The organism is Streptomyces roseoverticillatus, from assembly GCF_000719265.1.
GTDB lineage: Bacteria > Actinomycetota > Actinomycetes > Streptomycetales > Streptomycetaceae > Streptomyces > Streptomyces roseoverticillatus.
Window position 1 is genome coordinate 121,266 of the sequence record NZ_JOFL01000010.1, and the last position, 15,594, is coordinate 136,859.

The 15,594-nt window shown below is 74.1% G+C and carries 17 protein-coding genes; 12 read left to right on the plus strand and 5 right to left on the minus strand.

Going from position 1 to position 15,594, the window contains the following annotated elements:
• The first annotated feature begins 115 nt into the window (after positions 1-115).
• From IF61_RS0113855 to IF61_RS0113865, 3 genes are all read left to right on the plus strand, one after another.
• Complete coding sequence (locus IF61_RS0113855; protein ID WP_043189080.1) at positions 116-769, plus strand: class II aldolase/adducin family protein; 654 nt, start codon at positions 116-118, stop codon at positions 767-769.
• An 81-nt stretch (positions 770-850) separates the two neighbouring features.
• Positions 851-1,978, plus strand: coding sequence for an alpha/beta hydrolase (locus IF61_RS0113860; RefSeq protein ID WP_030366663.1), 1,128 nt, complete (start codon positions 851-853; stop codon positions 1,976-1,978).
• A 111-nt stretch (positions 1,979-2,089) separates the two neighbouring features.
• Complete coding sequence (locus IF61_RS0113865; protein WP_078660194.1) at positions 2,090-3,511, plus strand: hypothetical protein; 1,422 nt, start codon at positions 2,090-2,092, stop codon at positions 3,509-3,511.
• A gap of 47 nt (positions 3,512-3,558) precedes the next feature.
• On the opposite strand, the gene IF61_RS0113870 is transcribed toward IF61_RS0113865, so the two are convergent.
• Together IF61_RS0113870 and ypfJ are read right to left on the minus strand one after the other, a co-directional pair.
• Positions 3,559-3,960, minus strand: coding sequence for a VOC family protein (locus IF61_RS0113870; RefSeq protein WP_030366665.1), 402 nt, complete (start codon positions 3,958-3,960; stop codon positions 3,559-3,561).
• A 31-nt stretch (positions 3,961-3,991) separates the two neighbouring features.
• Positions 3,992-4,879, minus strand: coding sequence for a KPN_02809 family neutral zinc metallopeptidase (gene ypfJ / locus IF61_RS0113875; RefSeq protein ID WP_030366666.1), 888 nt, complete (start codon positions 4,877-4,879; stop codon positions 3,992-3,994).
• 142 nt (positions 4,880-5,021) lie between these two features.
• Here ypfJ and IF61_RS0113880 point away from each other — a divergent pair, with 142 nt between their 5' ends.
• The 4 genes from IF61_RS0113880 to IF61_RS0113895 all read left to right on the plus strand — a co-directional run bounded on the left by IF61_RS0113880 (position 5,022) and on the right by IF61_RS0113895 (position 9,551).
• On the plus strand, positions 5,022-5,681 hold the full coding sequence (locus tag IF61_RS0113880; protein ID WP_052392681.1) for a hypothetical protein: 660 nt from the start codon (positions 5,022-5,024) through the stop codon (positions 5,679-5,681).
• A 643-nt stretch (positions 5,682-6,324) separates the two neighbouring features.
• Positions 6,325-7,923: an ABC-F family ATP-binding cassette domain-containing protein gene (locus IF61_RS0113885; RefSeq protein ID WP_030366668.1), complete on the plus strand. Its 1,599-nt coding sequence runs from the start codon at positions 6,325-6,327 to the stop codon at positions 7,921-7,923.
• A 478-nt stretch (positions 7,924-8,401) separates the two neighbouring features.
• Entirely contained in the window at positions 8,402-8,623 is a 222-nt protein-coding gene (locus IF61_RS0113890; protein ID WP_030366669.1) for a helix-turn-helix domain-containing protein, read from the plus strand.
• A gap of 118 nt (positions 8,624-8,741) precedes the next feature.
• Positions 8,742-9,551 (plus strand): enoyl-CoA hydratase/isomerase family protein, encoded by an 810-nt coding sequence (locus tag IF61_RS0113895; RefSeq protein ID WP_030366670.1) that lies wholly within the window; start codon positions 8,742-8,744, stop codon positions 9,549-9,551.
• A gap of 32 nt (positions 9,552-9,583) precedes the next feature.
• Here IF61_RS0113895 and IF61_RS0113900 read toward each other — a convergent pair whose 3' ends face one another.
• Positions 9,584-10,348 carry a hypothetical protein gene (locus IF61_RS0113900; protein WP_052392682.1) on the minus strand — a complete coding sequence of 255 codons (765 nt, stop codon included), beginning with the start codon at positions 10,346-10,348 and terminating at the stop codon, positions 9,584-9,586.
• A 385-nt stretch (positions 10,349-10,733) separates the two neighbouring features.
• Here IF61_RS0113900 and IF61_RS0113905 point away from each other — a divergent pair, with 385 nt between their 5' ends.
• Genes IF61_RS0113905 through amaP form a run of 5 tightly spaced genes read left to right on the plus strand, consistent with a single transcriptional unit; the run spans position 10,734 to position 12,996 of the window.
• Positions 10,734-11,162 (plus strand): Asp23/Gls24 family envelope stress response protein, encoded by a 429-nt coding sequence (locus tag IF61_RS0113905; RefSeq protein ID WP_030366672.1) that lies wholly within the window; start codon positions 10,734-10,736, stop codon positions 11,160-11,162.
• Between the two features lie 32 nt (positions 11,163-11,194).
• Entirely contained in the window at positions 11,195-11,386 is a 192-nt protein-coding gene (locus IF61_RS0113910) for a hypothetical protein (RefSeq protein ID WP_030366673.1), read from the plus strand.
• Positions 11,383-11,748, plus strand: coding sequence for an Asp23/Gls24 family envelope stress response protein (locus tag IF61_RS0113915; protein WP_030366674.1), 366 nt, complete (start codon positions 11,383-11,385; stop codon positions 11,746-11,748). The genes IF61_RS0113910 and IF61_RS0113915 overlap by 4 nt, the downstream gene beginning before the upstream one ends.
• A gap of 32 nt (positions 11,749-11,780) precedes the next feature.
• Positions 11,781-12,359 carry a DUF6286 domain-containing protein gene (locus IF61_RS0113920; RefSeq protein ID WP_052392684.1) on the plus strand — a complete coding sequence of 193 codons (579 nt, stop codon included), beginning with the start codon at positions 11,781-11,783 and terminating at the stop codon, positions 12,357-12,359.
• A gap of 40 nt (positions 12,360-12,399) precedes the next feature.
• The gene (gene amaP, locus IF61_RS0113925) at positions 12,400-12,996 is read left to right on the plus strand and encodes an alkaline shock response membrane anchor protein AmaP (protein ID WP_030366676.1); all 597 of its coding nucleotides are present in this window, start codon (positions 12,400-12,402) and stop codon (positions 12,994-12,996) included.
• Between the two features lie 48 nt (positions 12,997-13,044).
• Here amaP and IF61_RS0113930 read toward each other — a convergent pair whose 3' ends face one another.
• Together IF61_RS0113930 and IF61_RS0113935 are read right to left on the minus strand one after the other, a co-directional pair.
• Positions 13,045-13,800, minus strand: coding sequence for an SDR family oxidoreductase (locus IF61_RS0113930; protein WP_030366677.1), 756 nt, complete (start codon positions 13,798-13,800; stop codon positions 13,045-13,047).
• Between the two features lie 4 nt (positions 13,801-13,804).
• Positions 13,805-15,592: a glycoside hydrolase family 15 protein gene (locus IF61_RS0113935; protein ID WP_030366678.1), complete on the minus strand. Its 1,788-nt coding sequence runs from the start codon at positions 15,590-15,592 to the stop codon at positions 13,805-13,807.
• Positions 15,593-15,594: the final 2 nt, after the last annotated feature.

Genomic DNA, 15,594 nt, shown 5'->3' on the forward strand with positions numbered 1-15,594 from the left:
ATGGTCAGTACAGCGGGGACCGTAAAGACCTTGGGTGAACGGAAGGTGAACTGACCCGGGCAGGGCAGTGACGCGAACCGGAGGCGGGAAACGGATGCAGAGGGGTGGAGGACGGATGAGGGAGACCGAGCAGATCCGCCGGACGTGGGCCGATGTGGTGGAGGCGGCCCGCCGCACCACGGCCGACGGCCTCGTCGTGGGCACGTCGGGCAATGTCTCCGCCCGGGTCGGCAACGTGATCGTCGTCACACCGAGCGGCGTCCCGTACGACCGGCTGACCCCGCGCGACGTGGTCGCCGTCGACCCGGAGGGCCGCCGGCTCCTCGGCGACCTGGCCCCCACCAGCGAGCTCCCCCTGCACCTGGCGGTCTACCGCGCCACGGACGCCGCCGCGATCGTGCACACGCACGCCGTCCACGCCACGGCCGTCTCCACCCTCGTCGACGAGCTGCCGCTGATCCACTACATGGCCGGCGCCCTCGGCGGGCCGGTCCGCGTCGCCCCGTACGCCCTCTACGGCAGCGACGAGCTGGCCGCGCACGCCCTGGAGGCCCTCGCCGGCCGCACCGGCTGCCTCCTGCGCAACCACGGCACCCTCGCCTACGGCGCGGGCCTCGACCAGGCGTACGACCGCACCGCCCAGCTGGAGTGGATGTGCCGGGTCTGGCTCACGGCCTCCTCCGTCCCCGGCCGCGCCCCGGCGCTCCTCACCCTTGACCAGGCCTCCCGGGCCGCGGAGAAGCTCCGCGGCTACGGCTCGCAGCGCTGACCGCACGCACCGCGACGGCGGGCCCCGCGCGGCGAAGGCGTCCACTGGCCGTGGCCGCCCACCCCGCCCACACTGGAGGACATGGGCATACGGACCACGGCAGCCGTGGCCGCCGTCACCGCGGTCGGTGCCGGCGCAGCCGCCCTCGCGGCCGGCCGGTACGCCTCCGACGCGGCCCTGCGCGCGGCCCCCGGCGGCCCGCCGCCGGACCAGCCGCGGCTCACCGTCCACTCCGTCGACGGCGACCGCATCACCCTCACCCGCGACCAGGCCTCGCTGCGCCCGGGCACCTACGGGCTGACCGGGCGCGGCCTGCACGCCGTTGTGGGCCCCGTCGTCCAGGACGCGCCGCACGCCGCCGACGCCGTCGTCCGCCGCCTGGTGCGCGTCACGCGCGGCGCGCCGGAGCCGGGCGACCGGGTGTGGCTCACCCCGCAGGTCCACGCCGGGAACCCCCGCGACACCCTCGGCCTCGACCACGCCGACGTCACCGTCCCCGGCGAGCTCGGACCGCTCCCGGCCTGGTTCGTGCCCGCCGCCCGCGACACCTGGGTGATCGCCGTGCACGGCCTCGGCGCCACTCGCGAGCACCCCATGGTCGTCATGCCGTTCCTGCACCGCCTGCGGCTGCCGGTCCTCGCCCTCGCCTACCGGGGCGACCCCGGGGCGCCCCGCCCACCGGACGGAATCAGCCGTTTCGGGCTCGCCGAATGGCACGATCTCGCCGCTGCCGTCCGCTATGCCCTGGCCCACGGCGCCCGCCGGGTCGTCCTGCACGGCTGGTCCACCGGCGCCACCATGGCCCTGCTGGCCGTCAGCGACCCCGGGCTGCGCCCGCACATCAGCGGCGTCGTCCTCGACTCGCCGGTGCTCGACTGGCCGGCCGCCCTGCACGCCCTGGCCGCCGGCCGCGGCGTGCCCGGCCCGCTCCTCCCGCTCGCCGTGCACGCCGCCCGCGGCCGGACCGGAATGGCCCCCGACGGGCTCGGCCGGCTCCGGGACCCGGCCCGGCTCACCGTCCCCGCCCTCCTCGCCCACGGCCCCGACGACACCGTCGCCCCGTGGCACACGTCACGCGAACTCGCGGCCGCCCGCCCCGATCTGATCGTCCTGCACACCGTCCGCCGGGCCCCGCACGCCGCGATGTGGAACGCCTCCCCGGAGCGTTACGAAGAGGCGCTGCGGAGGTTCCTCATCCCCTTCATGTGACGCTCCCACAGCCCCCAAGCTGCCCTGATCCAGCGGCAGGAAGTGAATGGCGGACAGCTGGACAATTGATTCCGATTGGGTTTTCGGAGCGGCAGCGGCAAGACTGCTCCTGTGACGTCCCGTACTCCGCGCGACTCCCGGCTCAGACTTGTCCCCCGACAGCCGATCGCCGCTGCCCGCCGGGCCGTGGCCAACCGAGGCTCTCGCCCGGCGCCCCGCCCGCCGGCCGGCACCCCCGCCCCGGCCGAACTGGCCCGGCAGGCCAGAGACTGCCTCACCGGCGCGGTCCGCGTGGCCCGCTGGGCGGCCGGCGAGCGCGGCCGCGGCGCCACCTTGCGCCCCGGTACGACCGGGCTTTCCGCGGAGACGGCCGGGCGGGCCGCCGCGGCCCTGGGCCTGACGCCCCACCAGGTGCGCGCCGACTGGGATCGCGCCCGCCTCGCCGGGCTTGTCGAACTGCACGGCGGCACGGCCCGTCCCGGCTGGCGCATGCAGGCCTGGGACCGTGACGACGGCGCCGTCCTGCGCGGCTGGGTCGCCCTCTTCGACGCCTGGTCCCTGGCGCACCCGGCGCCCGCGGGCACCGACGCGACGGTCGCCGCCGAGGTCGTCGAGGCCGCGCCCCAGCTGCTGTCCGTCATGCACCTGTCGGCCGGGCCCGTGCCCGTAGCGATGCTCCTCGACCTGCTGCAGCAGCGCGTCGCCGAGATCCGCGCCGAGCGCTGCGAGGTCCCCTACGGCGGCCCGCCCGTCCCCGCCGTCCGGCCCGTCTCGATAGACGACGACCCGCTGGAGGAGCTCCTCGGCTGGGCGCTCGAAGGGCTCGCCTGCGTCGGCGCCCTGGTCATGCGCGGCGGCCCCGGGCCGCAGGCGGGGGCGGAGGCCGAGGCCGTGCTGACCCCGCTGGGCAACTGGGCGGTGTGGGTCAAGCTGGAGCAGATCTGCGTCGCCGCGCAGAGCCCCGCGGGCAACATCGAGCTGTCCGCCGAGGCCATGCTGCGCGGCTGCGCCGACCTCACCCCGGGCCCGGCCCGCGCCGAGTACCGCGCGTGGCTCGCCGCCCGTCCCGCCGGCAGCGCCCTGTGCGAGCTGCTGGACGCGGCCCGCGGGGACGACGCCCTCGTCCGGGGCCTGGCATTCGAGGCGCTGCGGGCGGTCGGCGCGGCCGCGGAGCCCGCCGTCCGGGCCGTGGTGGAGGAGCCGTGCCTGCGGCCGTACGCCCTGCTGTGGCTCGCCGAGCACGAGGGGCGGGACCCGGAGCAGGCGGCCGAGGTGCTCACCCGCGAGGAGGCCACCTGGCTGTGGGTGGACACGGCCGCCGCCGTCGCCGACCACGGCGAGAGCCGGCTGCTTGTGCGGCACCTCGACTCGGCGGTCCAGGGCACGGTGCCGGGGCTGCTGGAGGAGGTGCGGGCGGTGGGACATCCGCGCACGGTGCAGGTGCTGGTCGCCCTGGCGGCGGCCCACCCGGACCCGGCCTTGGCCAAGGCTGTCCGGAAAGCGGCCTTCCAGGTGCACACGGGCGGCGTCTGAGCGGCGCGCCCCGCCGCGCGAGGTGAGCCCGGCCCGCCCGGCCGGGCTCAGCCCGCCGGGACGTACGTCCCGAAGCTCCACACGTTTCCCTCCAGGTCCCGCGCCATGTAGTCCCGCGAGCCGTACTCCTGGTCCGTCGGCGGCATCAGGATCTCCACCCCGCCCTTCTGCGCTCGCCGGAAGTGCGTGTCGGTGTTCTCGACCACGACGTAGACGCCCACCGGCCCGCTCTCCCGCATGGCCTCGGCGAACACCCCCACCCGGCCCTTCGAACCGATCATCACCCTGCCGTTGCCGTAGGCGAGTTCGGCGTGCAGGACCGTGCCGTCCTCGCTCTCGTACAGGGCGGCCTGTGTGAAGCCGAACGCCTTGGTGAGCTGCTTGATCGCCGCCTTCGCGTCGCGGTAGAGCAGCGTGGGATAGATGCTCGGCGTGTGCGTGCCTGTCATCCGATGTCACTCCTTAACGGTTGCTCCCCGCTCAGCGGAACGTATTGCAGCGGGCCATGTCCCCGGTGCTGTACCCCGTGTTGAACCACTGCTGCCGCTGCGCGGCCGAGCCGTGCGTCCAGCTCTCCGGGGTCACCCGGCCCTGGAACTTCTCCTGGATGCGGTCATCGCCGACAGCCGCGGCCGCGGACAGGCCGTCGTCGATGTCCGCCTGCGTCAACCGGCTGATCAGCGGTCGCCCGGTGGACTTCTCGGGCGTCGTCGTGGCGTGCCGGGCCCAGACCCCGGCGTAGCAGTCGGCCTGCAGCTCGACCTTGACGGAGTTGCTCTCGGCGCCCGTGCGCCGGTCCTGGGCGCGGCCCAGCGTGCCCATCAGGTTCTGGATGTGGTGCCCGTACTCGTGCGCGACGACGTACGCCTCCGCGAACGGGCCGCCGGCGGCACCGAACTTGGTCCGCAGCTCGTTGAAGAACCCCAGGTCGAGGTAGACCTTGCGGTCGCCCGGGCAGTAGAACGGCCCGACGGCCGAGGACGCGGCCCCGCAGGCCGTACGGACCTGACCCGTGAAGAAGACGGTCGACGCCGGGGTGTACGTCCCGGAGCGGCGGCCGAACTCCTGGCTCCAGAACGACTGGGCGCTGTTGACCACGGCGACGATCCGGCAGTCCTCGCGGGTGTTGGCGTCGCGCCCCGTCCGGCAGTGCTGGTTGACCTGCGCGTCGCTGCTCGCCGTGCCGCCGGGCGCAGGCTCCGAGGTCAGCCCGAGCTCCTGCGGCCCGATGCCGAAGAACAGCCCCAGGACCAGGGCGATCAGGCCCACGATGCCGCCGCCGATCGTCACCCCGCCGCCCGGGATCCGGCCGCCGCGCTGGTCCTGGACCTGGGAGGTGTCCAGCCCCGCGTCGTCGTCGAACTGCATGCGCCCACCGCCTTCCCACCCCCTGAGTATCGGTGAATCGCGCCATATGTCGCTATTGCTCGGGTGTCCGGTCCGGCGTGTCGGCGGGGCCGGCCGGCGGCGCCCGGATATCCAGGACAAACGGTACGGAAGGAGTGCCCTCATGGCGACGGCGGACACGGTGCACGACGCTCACCGCACCCCCTTCCGGGCCGCCCTCGCGCTCCTCCTCGCCACCCTGCTCCCGGCCCTGCCGCCGGCCGCCGCGGCCCGCCACGAACGGCACGCCCCCTTCGGAGACCGCCTTACCCTGCACGCCGCCCGCCCCGCCGGTGCCGCCCGCCCGCCCCGGCTGCGCCTCGCGCGGGGCGGCCTTGAGGCGTACGACCCGGACACGGGCGCCCGCCGCTGGACGTACGCCCGCGAAGGCCACCGCCCGCTCCAGGCCGCCCGCCCCGCCCGCGGCGAGGCCGTCGCCCTCTGGGACGACGGCCTCGTCACCGGCACCACCCTCCACGGCCGCGCCCTCTCCGTCTGGCACCGCGGCGTCCCCGGCGCCCGGGGCCGGCCCGCGCCCGGCGCCCTCCACCTGCTCGGCACGCCGCCGGGCGCGGTGGCCGTCGTCACCCCGCGGCTCGTCACCGCGTACGGGCCCGGCGACGGCGACCTCCGCTGGCACCGCGAGGCGGGCCCCGGCTGCGCCTTCGACCCCACCCGCACGGCCCACCAAGCGGGCCTCCTCCTGATCGCCCGCCACTGCGCCCCGGGAACGCCCTGGACGTCCCGCATCGCGGCGGTCTCCGCGACGGGCCCGTTCGCTTAGCGGCGGGGCGACGGGGGGCCTTCGCCCGGGGTACCGGCGGATCCGCTGCCGCCGGCGCGGTGCTGTCGCCGCGGCAGACTCTTCCGCCACAACGGCGAGACGCCCGACGACGGCTACCGGCGATGCCGGGCCGGGCCCGGCCACCGGGAGGCCGGGGAGCCCGCTCGCGGGCTCGGCCGCGACCCGGGTCCGGGGCCGGAGTGCACCGGCCGCGCCGGCAAGGTCTCCGCCGCAACGGCGAGACGCCCCGCGGCGGCTACCGGCGGTGCCGCGCCGGGCCAGGCCGCTGCGCCCCGGCCAGGCTCGGTACGGCACCGCCGGAATCCACCGTCGCGGCTGATCACCGCTGCGGCGGAGGCATGCGTGCGGGGCACCCCCTGATCAATCTGCCGGTGCCGCCGGGCGCGGCGGAGCGGGGACGCGCAGCGCCCCCGCAACGGCTCTGTGCCCCGGCGGAGCCAGGACGCCGCCCGGCCCCGGAAGCCGGTTGCGCTTCACCGTTAGACTGATGGGTATGGCATTCCTCCTCGTGCATTAGACGGCGTCGGCCGCCGCCCGCCCGCGCCCGCAGAGGCGCGCCCCCGCGCGCGGCCGAGTTCACTCCCGTCCCCACCGCCGTCCACCACGCCCTGGAGTAATCCCCGTGATCACCGCTTCCGGCATCGAGCTGCGCGCCGGCGCCCGCATCCTCATCGAGAACGCGTCCTTCCGTATCGCCAAGGGCGACCGCATCGGCCTCGTGGGCCGCAACGGCGCGGGCAAGACCACCCTCACCAAGTGCCTGGCCGGCGAGGGCATGCCCGCGGGTGGCACGATCTCCCGCTCCGGCGAGGTCGGCTACCTCCCGCAGGACCCCCGCACCGGCGACCTCGACGTCCTCGCCCGCGACCGCATCCTCTCCGCGCGCGGCCTGGACGAGGTCCTCCGCAAGATGCGCGAGAACGAGGACCGGATGGCCAACGGCAAGGGCGCCACCCGCGAGAAGGCGATGAAGAAGTACGAGCGCCTGGAGACGGAGTTCCTGACCAAGGGCGGCTACGCCGCCGAGTCGGAGGCCGCCACCATCGCCGCCGCGCTGAGCCTGCCCGACCGGGTGCTCGGCCAGCCCCTGCACACCCTCTCCGGCGGCCAGCGCCGCCGCGTCGAGCTCGCCCGGATCCTCTTCTCCGACGCCGACACCCTGCTCCTCGACGAGCCGACCAACCACCTCGACGCCGACTCGATCGTCTGGCTGCGCGACTACCTCAAGACGTACCGCGGCGGCTTCATCGTGATCTCCCACGACGTCGACCTCGTCGAGACCGTCGTCAACAAGGTCTTCTACCTGGACGCGAACCGCTCGCAGATCGACGTCTACAACATGGGCTGGAAGCTGTACCAGCAGCAGCGCGAGGCCGACGAGAAGCGCCGCAAGCGCGAGCGGCAGAACGCCGAGAAGAAGGCCGCGGCCCTCAACTCGCAGGCCGACAAGATGCGCGCCAAGGCGACCAAGACCGTCGCCGCGCAGAACATGGCCAAGCGCGCCGAGCGCCTGCTGTCCGGCCTCGAAGCGGTACGGGTCTCCGACAAGGTCGCCAAGCTCCGCTTCCCCGACCCCGCGCCGTGCGGCAAGACCCCGCTGATGGCGGAGGGCCTCTCCAAGTCCTACGGCTCGCTCGAGATCTTCACCGACGTCGACCTGGCCATCGACAAGGGCTCCCGCGTCGTCATCCTCGGCCTCAACGGCGCCGGCAAGACCACGCTGCTGCGCCTGCTCGCGGGCGCCGAGAAGCCCGACACCGGACAGGTCATCGAGGGCCACGGCCTGAAGATGGGCTACTACGCCCAGGAGCACGAGACGCTCGACCCCGAGCGCACCGTCCTGGAGAACATGCGTTCCTCCGCGCCCGACCTGGACCTCGTCGAGGTCCGCAAGACGCTCGGTTCGTTCCTCTTCTCCGGCGACGACGTCGACAAGCCGGCCGGCGTGCTCTCCGGTGGCGAGAAGACCCGCCTCGCGCTGGCGACCCTGGTCGTCTCGTCCGCCAACGTGCTGCTCCTCGACGAGCCCACCAACAACCTCGACCCGGCCAGCCGTGAGGAGATCCTCGGCGCCCTGCGCACCTACAAGGGCGCGGTCATCCTCGTCACCCACGACGAGGGCGCGGTCGAGGCCCTCGAACCCGAGCGCATCATCCTGCTGCCGGACGGCGTCGAGGACCTCTGGGGCCCGGACTACGCGGACCTGGTCACGCTCGCCTGATCCGGGGCCGTGACGGCCGTCGTCCTTCCGCGGCTCCCGCGGCCTCCCGCGGCCTCCCGCGGCCTTCCCCGCGGCCGCCCACCCGAGCCCTGGCCCGTGCCCGGGCGCTCCGTAGCGCTCCGTGACGGCGTGATCGGTGCCGTCCCGATCATTCGGCCGACGGGTGATCCATCATCTGAGTGAGTGCGGCTCGTACCCCGCTGTCACCCGCTGCCCCGGCGCACGACCCGTGCCATGCGCCGGGGCGTTCGCACCTCCGGTCGGGAGTGCCCCGTCTGACCTGCCCCTTCGCTACGCCACCCGTACGGCCGTACGAGCGCGACCGTTCGGAATTACCTGCTCCGAGGCCTGTGAACGCCGGAAATCGGGGCCGCCGGGGGCCGCGGACTTCTCATGGACCTTGTCGAATGGGTGGCCAGGAGGCCGTATAGGGGTGATCATGAGAGTCAAGAGGCGCATCTCCCATGAGGAGGCACGGGTGGCCGAGACTCTGAAGAAGGGCAGCCGGGTGACCGGCGCCGCGCGCGAGAAGCTCGCGGCAGACCTGAAGAAGAAGTACGACTCCGGTGCGAGCATCAGGGCGCTGGCCGAAGAGACCGGCCGCTCCTACGGCTTCGTTCATCGGATGCTCAGTGAATCCGGCGTGATCCTCCGGGGTCGCGGCGGAGCGACGCGCGGCAAGAAGGCCGCCTCGGCCTGACGCCCCGCGCACCCAGGGCACCGACAGTGTGGGCAGTGCCACCCGGTCGGTCGAGCAGTCGGCCGGGTGGTTACTGTGCAGTCACCTACTGTGCAGTAGCCCGATCGGAGGCCCTTCGATGACCGCCCCCAACGACAAGACTCTGCTCGACACCCTGCTCGACCGTGACGGCGTCCGGCTCACCGTGGACGACGCGGTGGCCACCGTCACCCTCACCAACCCCGCCAAGCGCAACGCCCAGTCGCCCGCGCTCTGGCGGGCCCTGACCGAAGCCGGACGGCTGCTCCCGGGCAGCGTCCGGATCGTCGTGCTGCGCGGCGAGGGCCAGTCCTTCTCCGCCGGACTCGACCGGCAGGCCTTCACCCCCGAGGGCTTCGAGGGCGAGCCCTCCTTCATCGACCTGGCCCGCGGGAGCGACGAGGCGCTCGACGCCGAGATCTCCGCGTACCAGTCCGCGTTCACCTGGTGGCGGCGCAACGACATCGTCTCCATCGCCGCGGTCCAGGGCCATGCGATAGGCGCCGGCTTCCAGCTTGCGCTCGCCTGTGACCTGCGGGTCTGCGCGGAGGACGTGCAGTTCGCCATGCGCGAGACCAGCCTGGGCCTGGTGCCGGACCTCGGCGGCACGCAGCCGCTGGTCTCCCTCGTCGGCTACGCCCGCGCGCTGGAGATCTGCGCCACCGGCCGCTTCGTGCGCGCCGCGGAGGCCGAGCGCGCCGGGCTCGCCAACCTCGTGGTGCCGGCCGGCGAGCTCGACGGCGCCGTCCACGACCTCGCCGCGGCGCTCCTCGCCGCCCCGCGGGACGCCGTCGTCGAGACCAAGGCGCTGCTGCGGGGCGCGGCCGGGCGCACGTACGACGAGCAGCGGGCCGCGGAGCGGGCCGCGCAGGGGCGGCGGCTGCGGGACCTGGCGGGCGTGGGGGAGTAGCGGAGGGCCGGCGTCAGGGGGTCGCGTTCGGTTCAGCCCCGGACGCGGACCCCGTAGCGGGTGCGCAGCACGCGCAGCTCCCAGTACGACACGGCCGTGACGGACAGCGGGCCGCCGAGGAAGGCGGCGATCTGCACGCCCAGCGGCCCGTTCGGCAGGCCGTCACCGAGCTGGGCGACGTTCAGCACCCACACGAGGACGGCCGTGAGGACGGCCGGCAGGGCGGCGTGGACGTCGGCCGTGTTGAAGGCGTAGCGGGCGGCGGCGCCCGAGGCGAAGAAGAGGAAGGATCCTGCCCAGATCAGCAGGGGGATGCCTGCGATCAGGACGGCCAGGAAGATCACGGCCTGGAGCACGAGGATCCCCTCCAGCGCCTTGCTCAGCGCGAGGAGGAGCAGCACCGCACCGACCGCGCCGATCGGTATGCCCAGGTACCAGCCGATGGCCTTGAGCGGGTAGCGCAGCCGTGAGCGCAGCATGGGGCGGTGCTGTGACGGTGCGTACCAGATGAATCCGGCGATCACGAGCGGGCCGACGAGGATCAGCACGAGGGGCGCCAGGAACAGCTTGGTGAAGCCGTCCTCGAACACGGCGCTCCAGCCGCCGTCCACGCCGTAGACGGATATCAGCAGGAACGTGGTGAGCGCGCCGGCGACGGCCCGCGCCTTCTGGACGCGGCCTATGACGGGGTCGATGACCCGGCCGGGGCTGGGGGCGGCGAAGATGCCGTTGGCGTGGCGGCGGGCGTGGCGTGCGAGGCTCAGCCCGTTGCCGGTCAGCAGATGTCTCAGCGCCATGCGGATTTCCCCCTGTGGTGCGGTGTCGCTTCGTCGAGTCGTCAAGATTTCCGCGGAAGCTCGTCCAGGGCTTACGCGACGCCGATCACGCGGATGCGCACGCCATGCCGTGCCGCTCTCCGGGGGATGCCGCCGCCCCGCCGCCTTGATCGATCAAGGCGGGATTCTATCGCTGTGAGCATGACAGCCGGGGCCGGTGGCGGCCCCTGTGGCCTGCCTCGATGCCGTCGCACGCCGGGCGCGTAGCCGGACCGGCGGCTCACTCCGGCCGTGGCCCGCTCCGGTCGTTTCCCCCGGATCCCCCGAGCGGTCCGGGGAATGCGCACCTAAGGTGGCAAAGGGAGCCCACAGCCCATGGCCCGTAGCCGAGAGAGGCGAATGGACGATGAGCGAGACCGTGCACAGCAGCGAGAGCGTTCCGACCGCCCCGGCCGACCGCGGCCGCACCACGATCGCCGACGGGGTGGTGGAGAAGATAGCCGGGCTCGCGGCCCGCGACGTCGTCGGCGTCCACGCGATGGGCAGTGGCCTCTCGCGGACGTTCGGGGCCGTCCGGGACCGGGTGCCGGGCGGCAGCAGGTCGGTCGCGCGCGGCGTGAAGGCCGAGGTCGGCGAGGTCCAGACGGCCCTCGATCTGGAGATCGTCGTGGACTACGGGGTGGCGATCGCCGACGTCGCCCGGTCCGTGCGGGAGAACGTCATCGGGGCGGTGGAGCGGATGACCGGGCTGGAGGTCGTCGAGGTCAACATCGCCGTCACCGACGTGAAGCTGCCCGACGAGGAAGAGGACGAGCCGGAGCCGAGGCTTCAGTAGGTCCGGTCCCGTCTTCAGTGGAGGAGCTCGCGATGAGCATGGCCGTGGTCGGCCTGATCGCCGGTATGGCGCTCGGGTTCGCCGGGTACTTCGGCGGGTTCGGGGCGTTTCTGCTCGTAGCCGCCCTCGGGGCGCTCGGGTTCGTGGTGGGCCGCTTTCTCGACGGGGACCTGGATCCGGGGGAGTTCTTCCGGACGCGGGACCGGGACGGGCGGCGGCGGTGACGCTTCCGGCAGGTGAGCGCGGGGCGACCCGGATCGCGGACCGCGTGGTCGCGAAGATCGCTTCGCAGGCGGCCCGGGAGGCGCTGGGCGCTGCCGTGGCGCGGGGGTTCGGTGCTGCGGGCGGGGCCGGTGCCGGGCCGCCGTACGCCGACGTCACCGTGCACGACGACATCGTCCGGGTGCGCGTCGCCGTCGAGCTCGGCTATCCCTCGGACATCGGGGCGCAGTGCGGTGAGGTGCGGCGGCGGATCGCCGAACGGGTGAAGGCCCTGGCGGGGATGGACGTGCCGGAAGTGGCCGTCACCGTGGAGCGGCTGCACTCCGTGCACACGGTGTCGGCGGGGCGGGAGCGGGTGCGGTGAGCGGGATCGAGGGCGGGGGCGGAGGCGGCGGGATCGAAGGCGGGGGCGGCGAGGCCGGGGGCGGGGTCCCGGGTGCCCGGCGGTTCTGGGCCGTGCGGCGGGTGCCCGCCTTTCTGGTGGCCGCCGTGGTCCTGGGGGCGGCCGGACTCCTGCTGTACGACGTCGCCGCCGTCCGCGCGCACCGGCCGGCGATGGAGTGGCGGCGGCGACTGGCCCACGAGCTCGCCACGCGGCCCCTCGGGGACGGGTGGGTCGTGGGGGGTGCTGTCGTCGCCGTGGTCGTCGGGCTGTGGCTGGTTCTCCTCGCCGTCACGCCCGGGCTGCGGTCCGTGCTGCCCATGCGGCCCGGCCGCGCCGACCTCCGCGCCGGGATCGACCGGCGCGCCGCGGCGCTCGTCCTGCGGGACCGGGCCATGGAGGTGTCCGGAGTGCAGTCCGTACGGGTCAAGGTGGGGCGCCATCGCGTGAACGTACGGGCGCAGTCCCACTTCCGGGACCTCGACGACGTACGGGCCGACGTGAAGGGCGTGATGGTGGAGGGAGTGCGCAAGCTGGGGCTTGCGCGGGAACCCGGGGTGTCGGTGCGGGTCGGCCGGCCGGCGAAGAAGTGAGAAGAAGTGAGGGGCGGCGTGCGGTGTTGAGGGGCGTGCGGTGTTGAAGGGTGTCAACCGGGTGCTGGTGGGCGCGGCCGGAGTCGTACTCGTGGGGCTCGGGGCGGCCGTGCTGGTCGGCTCGCTCGATCTCCAGCGGCGGTGGGGCCTCACCCTGCCGTCGGCCTGGCCGTTCGACGGGCCGCGGGACGTGCTGCTGAGCCGGGCCGCGCAGACCAAGTGGCGGGGCGAGGGCTGGTGGTGGCCCGCCGTCATCGCCGGGCTCGGCGTCGTGGTGCTGCTGGCGCTGTGGTGGCTGCTGGCACAGGTGCGGCGGCGCCGGCTGCGGGAGCTCGTCGTGGACTGCGGGGACGGCGAGGAGGCGGTGCTGCGGGGGAGAGCGCTGGAGGAAGCGGTGTGCGCCGAGGCGGAGGCGCAGGAAGGGGTGGAGCGGGCGCTGGTCGCGTTGCTGGGGCGGCGGACGGCGCCGGAGGCGCGGGTGGGGCTGACGCTGGCGCCGCACGCGTCGCCGGCGGTGGCGCTGTCGCGGCTGGACGGTGAGGCGCTGGAGCACGCGCGGGTGTCGGCGGGGGTGGGGCGGTTGCCGGTGGAGGTACGGGTGCGGGCGGTTCGGCACCGGGCCGAGCGGGTGGGGTGACGGGGCGGCCCCGGCACCTCCCGGCTCGTCGCCCGGTGACCGCCGGTCTCAGAATCCGTGGTGCGCGCCGCCGTCCACCGGCAGCATCACGCCGGTGAGGTAGGAGGCCGCGGGGGAGAGGAGGAAGGCTGCGGCCTTGCCGAATTCCTGCGGGGTGCCGTAGCGGCCCAGGGGGATCTGCGCCGCGTGGTGTTGCCGTGTTCTTTGAGGGTCGTCCGAGAGCGCGTCCAGTTCTCTGACCCTGTCCGTGTCGATGCGGTGGGGGAGGAGGCCTATGACGCGGATGCCCCGCGGGCCCAGTTCCGCGGAGAGGGACTTCGCGAAGCCGGCCAGGCCCGGGCGGAGGGCGTTGGAGATGGTCAGGCCCGGGATCGGCTCGTGGACCGATGCCGAGAGGACGAAGCCGATCACGCCTCCTCCGGAGAGTTCGCGCGCGGCGGTGCGGGCCATGCGGATGGCGCCGAGGAAGATCGTGTCGATGGCCCGTTGCCATTGGTCGTCGCTGACGTCCGCCGCGGTTCCCGCGGGCGGGCCGCCCACGCTGATGAGGATGCCGTCGAAGCCGCCGAAGTGATCGCGGGCCGCGGCGATCACGCGGTCCGGGGTGGCGGGGTCGGCGTTGTCGGCCGCCACTCCGAGGGCGTTGGGGCCCAGGGCCGTCGCGGCGGATCGTGCGGATTCCTCCGTGCGGCCGGTCACCACGGCCTTGGCGCCGTCGGCGATGAGTTCCTGCGCGGTGGCGTTGCCGAGGCCTCTCGTGGCCCCGGTGAGGACGTACGCGCGGTCTTTCAGTCCTAGATCCATGGGGTCAGTCTTGCGGAGAGAAGAGGGTGAGGGCGGCGTTGACCAGGCCGATGTGACTGAACGCCTGGGGGTGGTTGCCCAGGTGGCGCAGGGCGTCGGGGTCGTACTCCTCGGCCAGGAGGCCGACGTCGTTGCGGAGGGAGAGGAGCCGTTCGAAGAGGGTGCGGGCCTCTTCGGTGCGGCCGGTCCTGTGCAGGGCCTCGGCCAGCCAGAAGGAGCAGGCCAGGAAGGCGCCCTCGTTTCCGGGGATGCCGTCCATGGGCTTGAGGTCGGTGGTGTAGCGGCGCAGGAGCCCGCCGTGGGAGAGCTCGCGGCGGACCGCGTCGACGGTGCCGGTGACGCGGGGGTCGCCGGGCGGGAGGAAGCCGACGCGGGGGATGAGGAGCGTGGCGGCGTCGAGCTCGCGGGAGCCGTAGGACTGGGTGAAGGTGTTGCGCTCGGCGTCGAAGCCCCGTTCGCAGACCTCGCGGTGGACCTCGTCGCGCATGGCGCGCCAGCCGTCGAGGTCGCCGTCCAGGCCGGGCTCGGCTTCGAGGGCGCGGACGGCGCGGTCGGCGGCGACCCAGGCCATGACCTTGGAGTGGACGAAGTGCCGGCGGGGGCTGCGGATCTCCCAGATGCCTTCGTCGGGCTCGCGCCAGTGGTCCTTGATGTACTCCATCAGGCAGCGCTGGAGCTTCCACTCGTGGGGCTTGGCGGGCAGGCCCCAGCGGCGGCAGAGGTGGAGGGAGTCCATGACCTCGCCGTAGACGTCGAGCTGGAGCTGTTTGACGGCGCCGTTGCCGACGCGGACGGGGGCGGAGCGCTCGTAGCCGGTGAGCCAGGGCAGCTCGGTCTCGGTCAGCCGGCGCTCGCCGGCGAGGCCGTACATGACCTGGAGGTCGGCGGGGTCGCCGGCGGCGGCGCGCAGGAGCCAGGCGCGCCAGGCGGCGGCCTCGTCGCCGTAGCCGGCGGAGAGGAGGGCGCCGAGGGTGAGGGTGGAGTCGCGCAGCCAGCAGTAGCGGTAGTCCCAGTTGCGGACGCCGCCGATCTCTTCGGGGAGGGAGGTGGTGCAGGCGGCGGCGATGCCTCCGGTGGGGGCGTAGGTGAGGGCCTTGAGGGTGATCAGGGAGCGGACGACGGCTTCGCGGTGGGGGCCGTCGTAGGTGCAGCGGCCCGCCCACTCGCGCCAGTCCTCCAGGCTGTGGCGGAGGGCTTCGTGGGGGTCGACGAGGGCGGGGCGGGGCTGGTGGGAGGGGTGCCAGGTGAGGACGAAGGCGACCTTGTCGCCGGCGGAGACGGTGAACTCGGAGCGGGTGCTGAAGTCGTGGCCGTACGTCCTGACGGGGGGCTCGCTGCGCAGCCAGGCGGAGTCGGGGCCGGCGACGGCGACGCGGTGGCCGTCGGAGCGCCGTATCCACGGGACGACGCTGCCGTAGTCGAAGCGCAGGCGGAGGACGCCGAGCATGTCGACGCTGCCGGAGACGCCCTCGACGATGCGGACGACGTCGGGGGCGCGGTCGCGCTGGGGCATGAAGTCGGTGACCTTGACGGTGCCGTCGGCCGTTTCCCAGACGGTTTCGAGGACGAGGGAGTCCGGGAGGTAGGAGCGGCGGGTGCAGGGGGTGCCGGGGCCGGTGCCGGCGGGGGCCAGGCGCCAGTGGCCGTTGTCCTCGTCGCCCAGGAGGGCGGCGAAGCAGGCGGCGGAGTCGAAGCGGGGCAGGCAGAGCCAGTCGACCGAGCCGTCGCGGCCGACCAGGGCGGCGGTCTGGAGATCGCCGATGAGCGCGTAGTCCTCGATGCGTGCTGCCACGC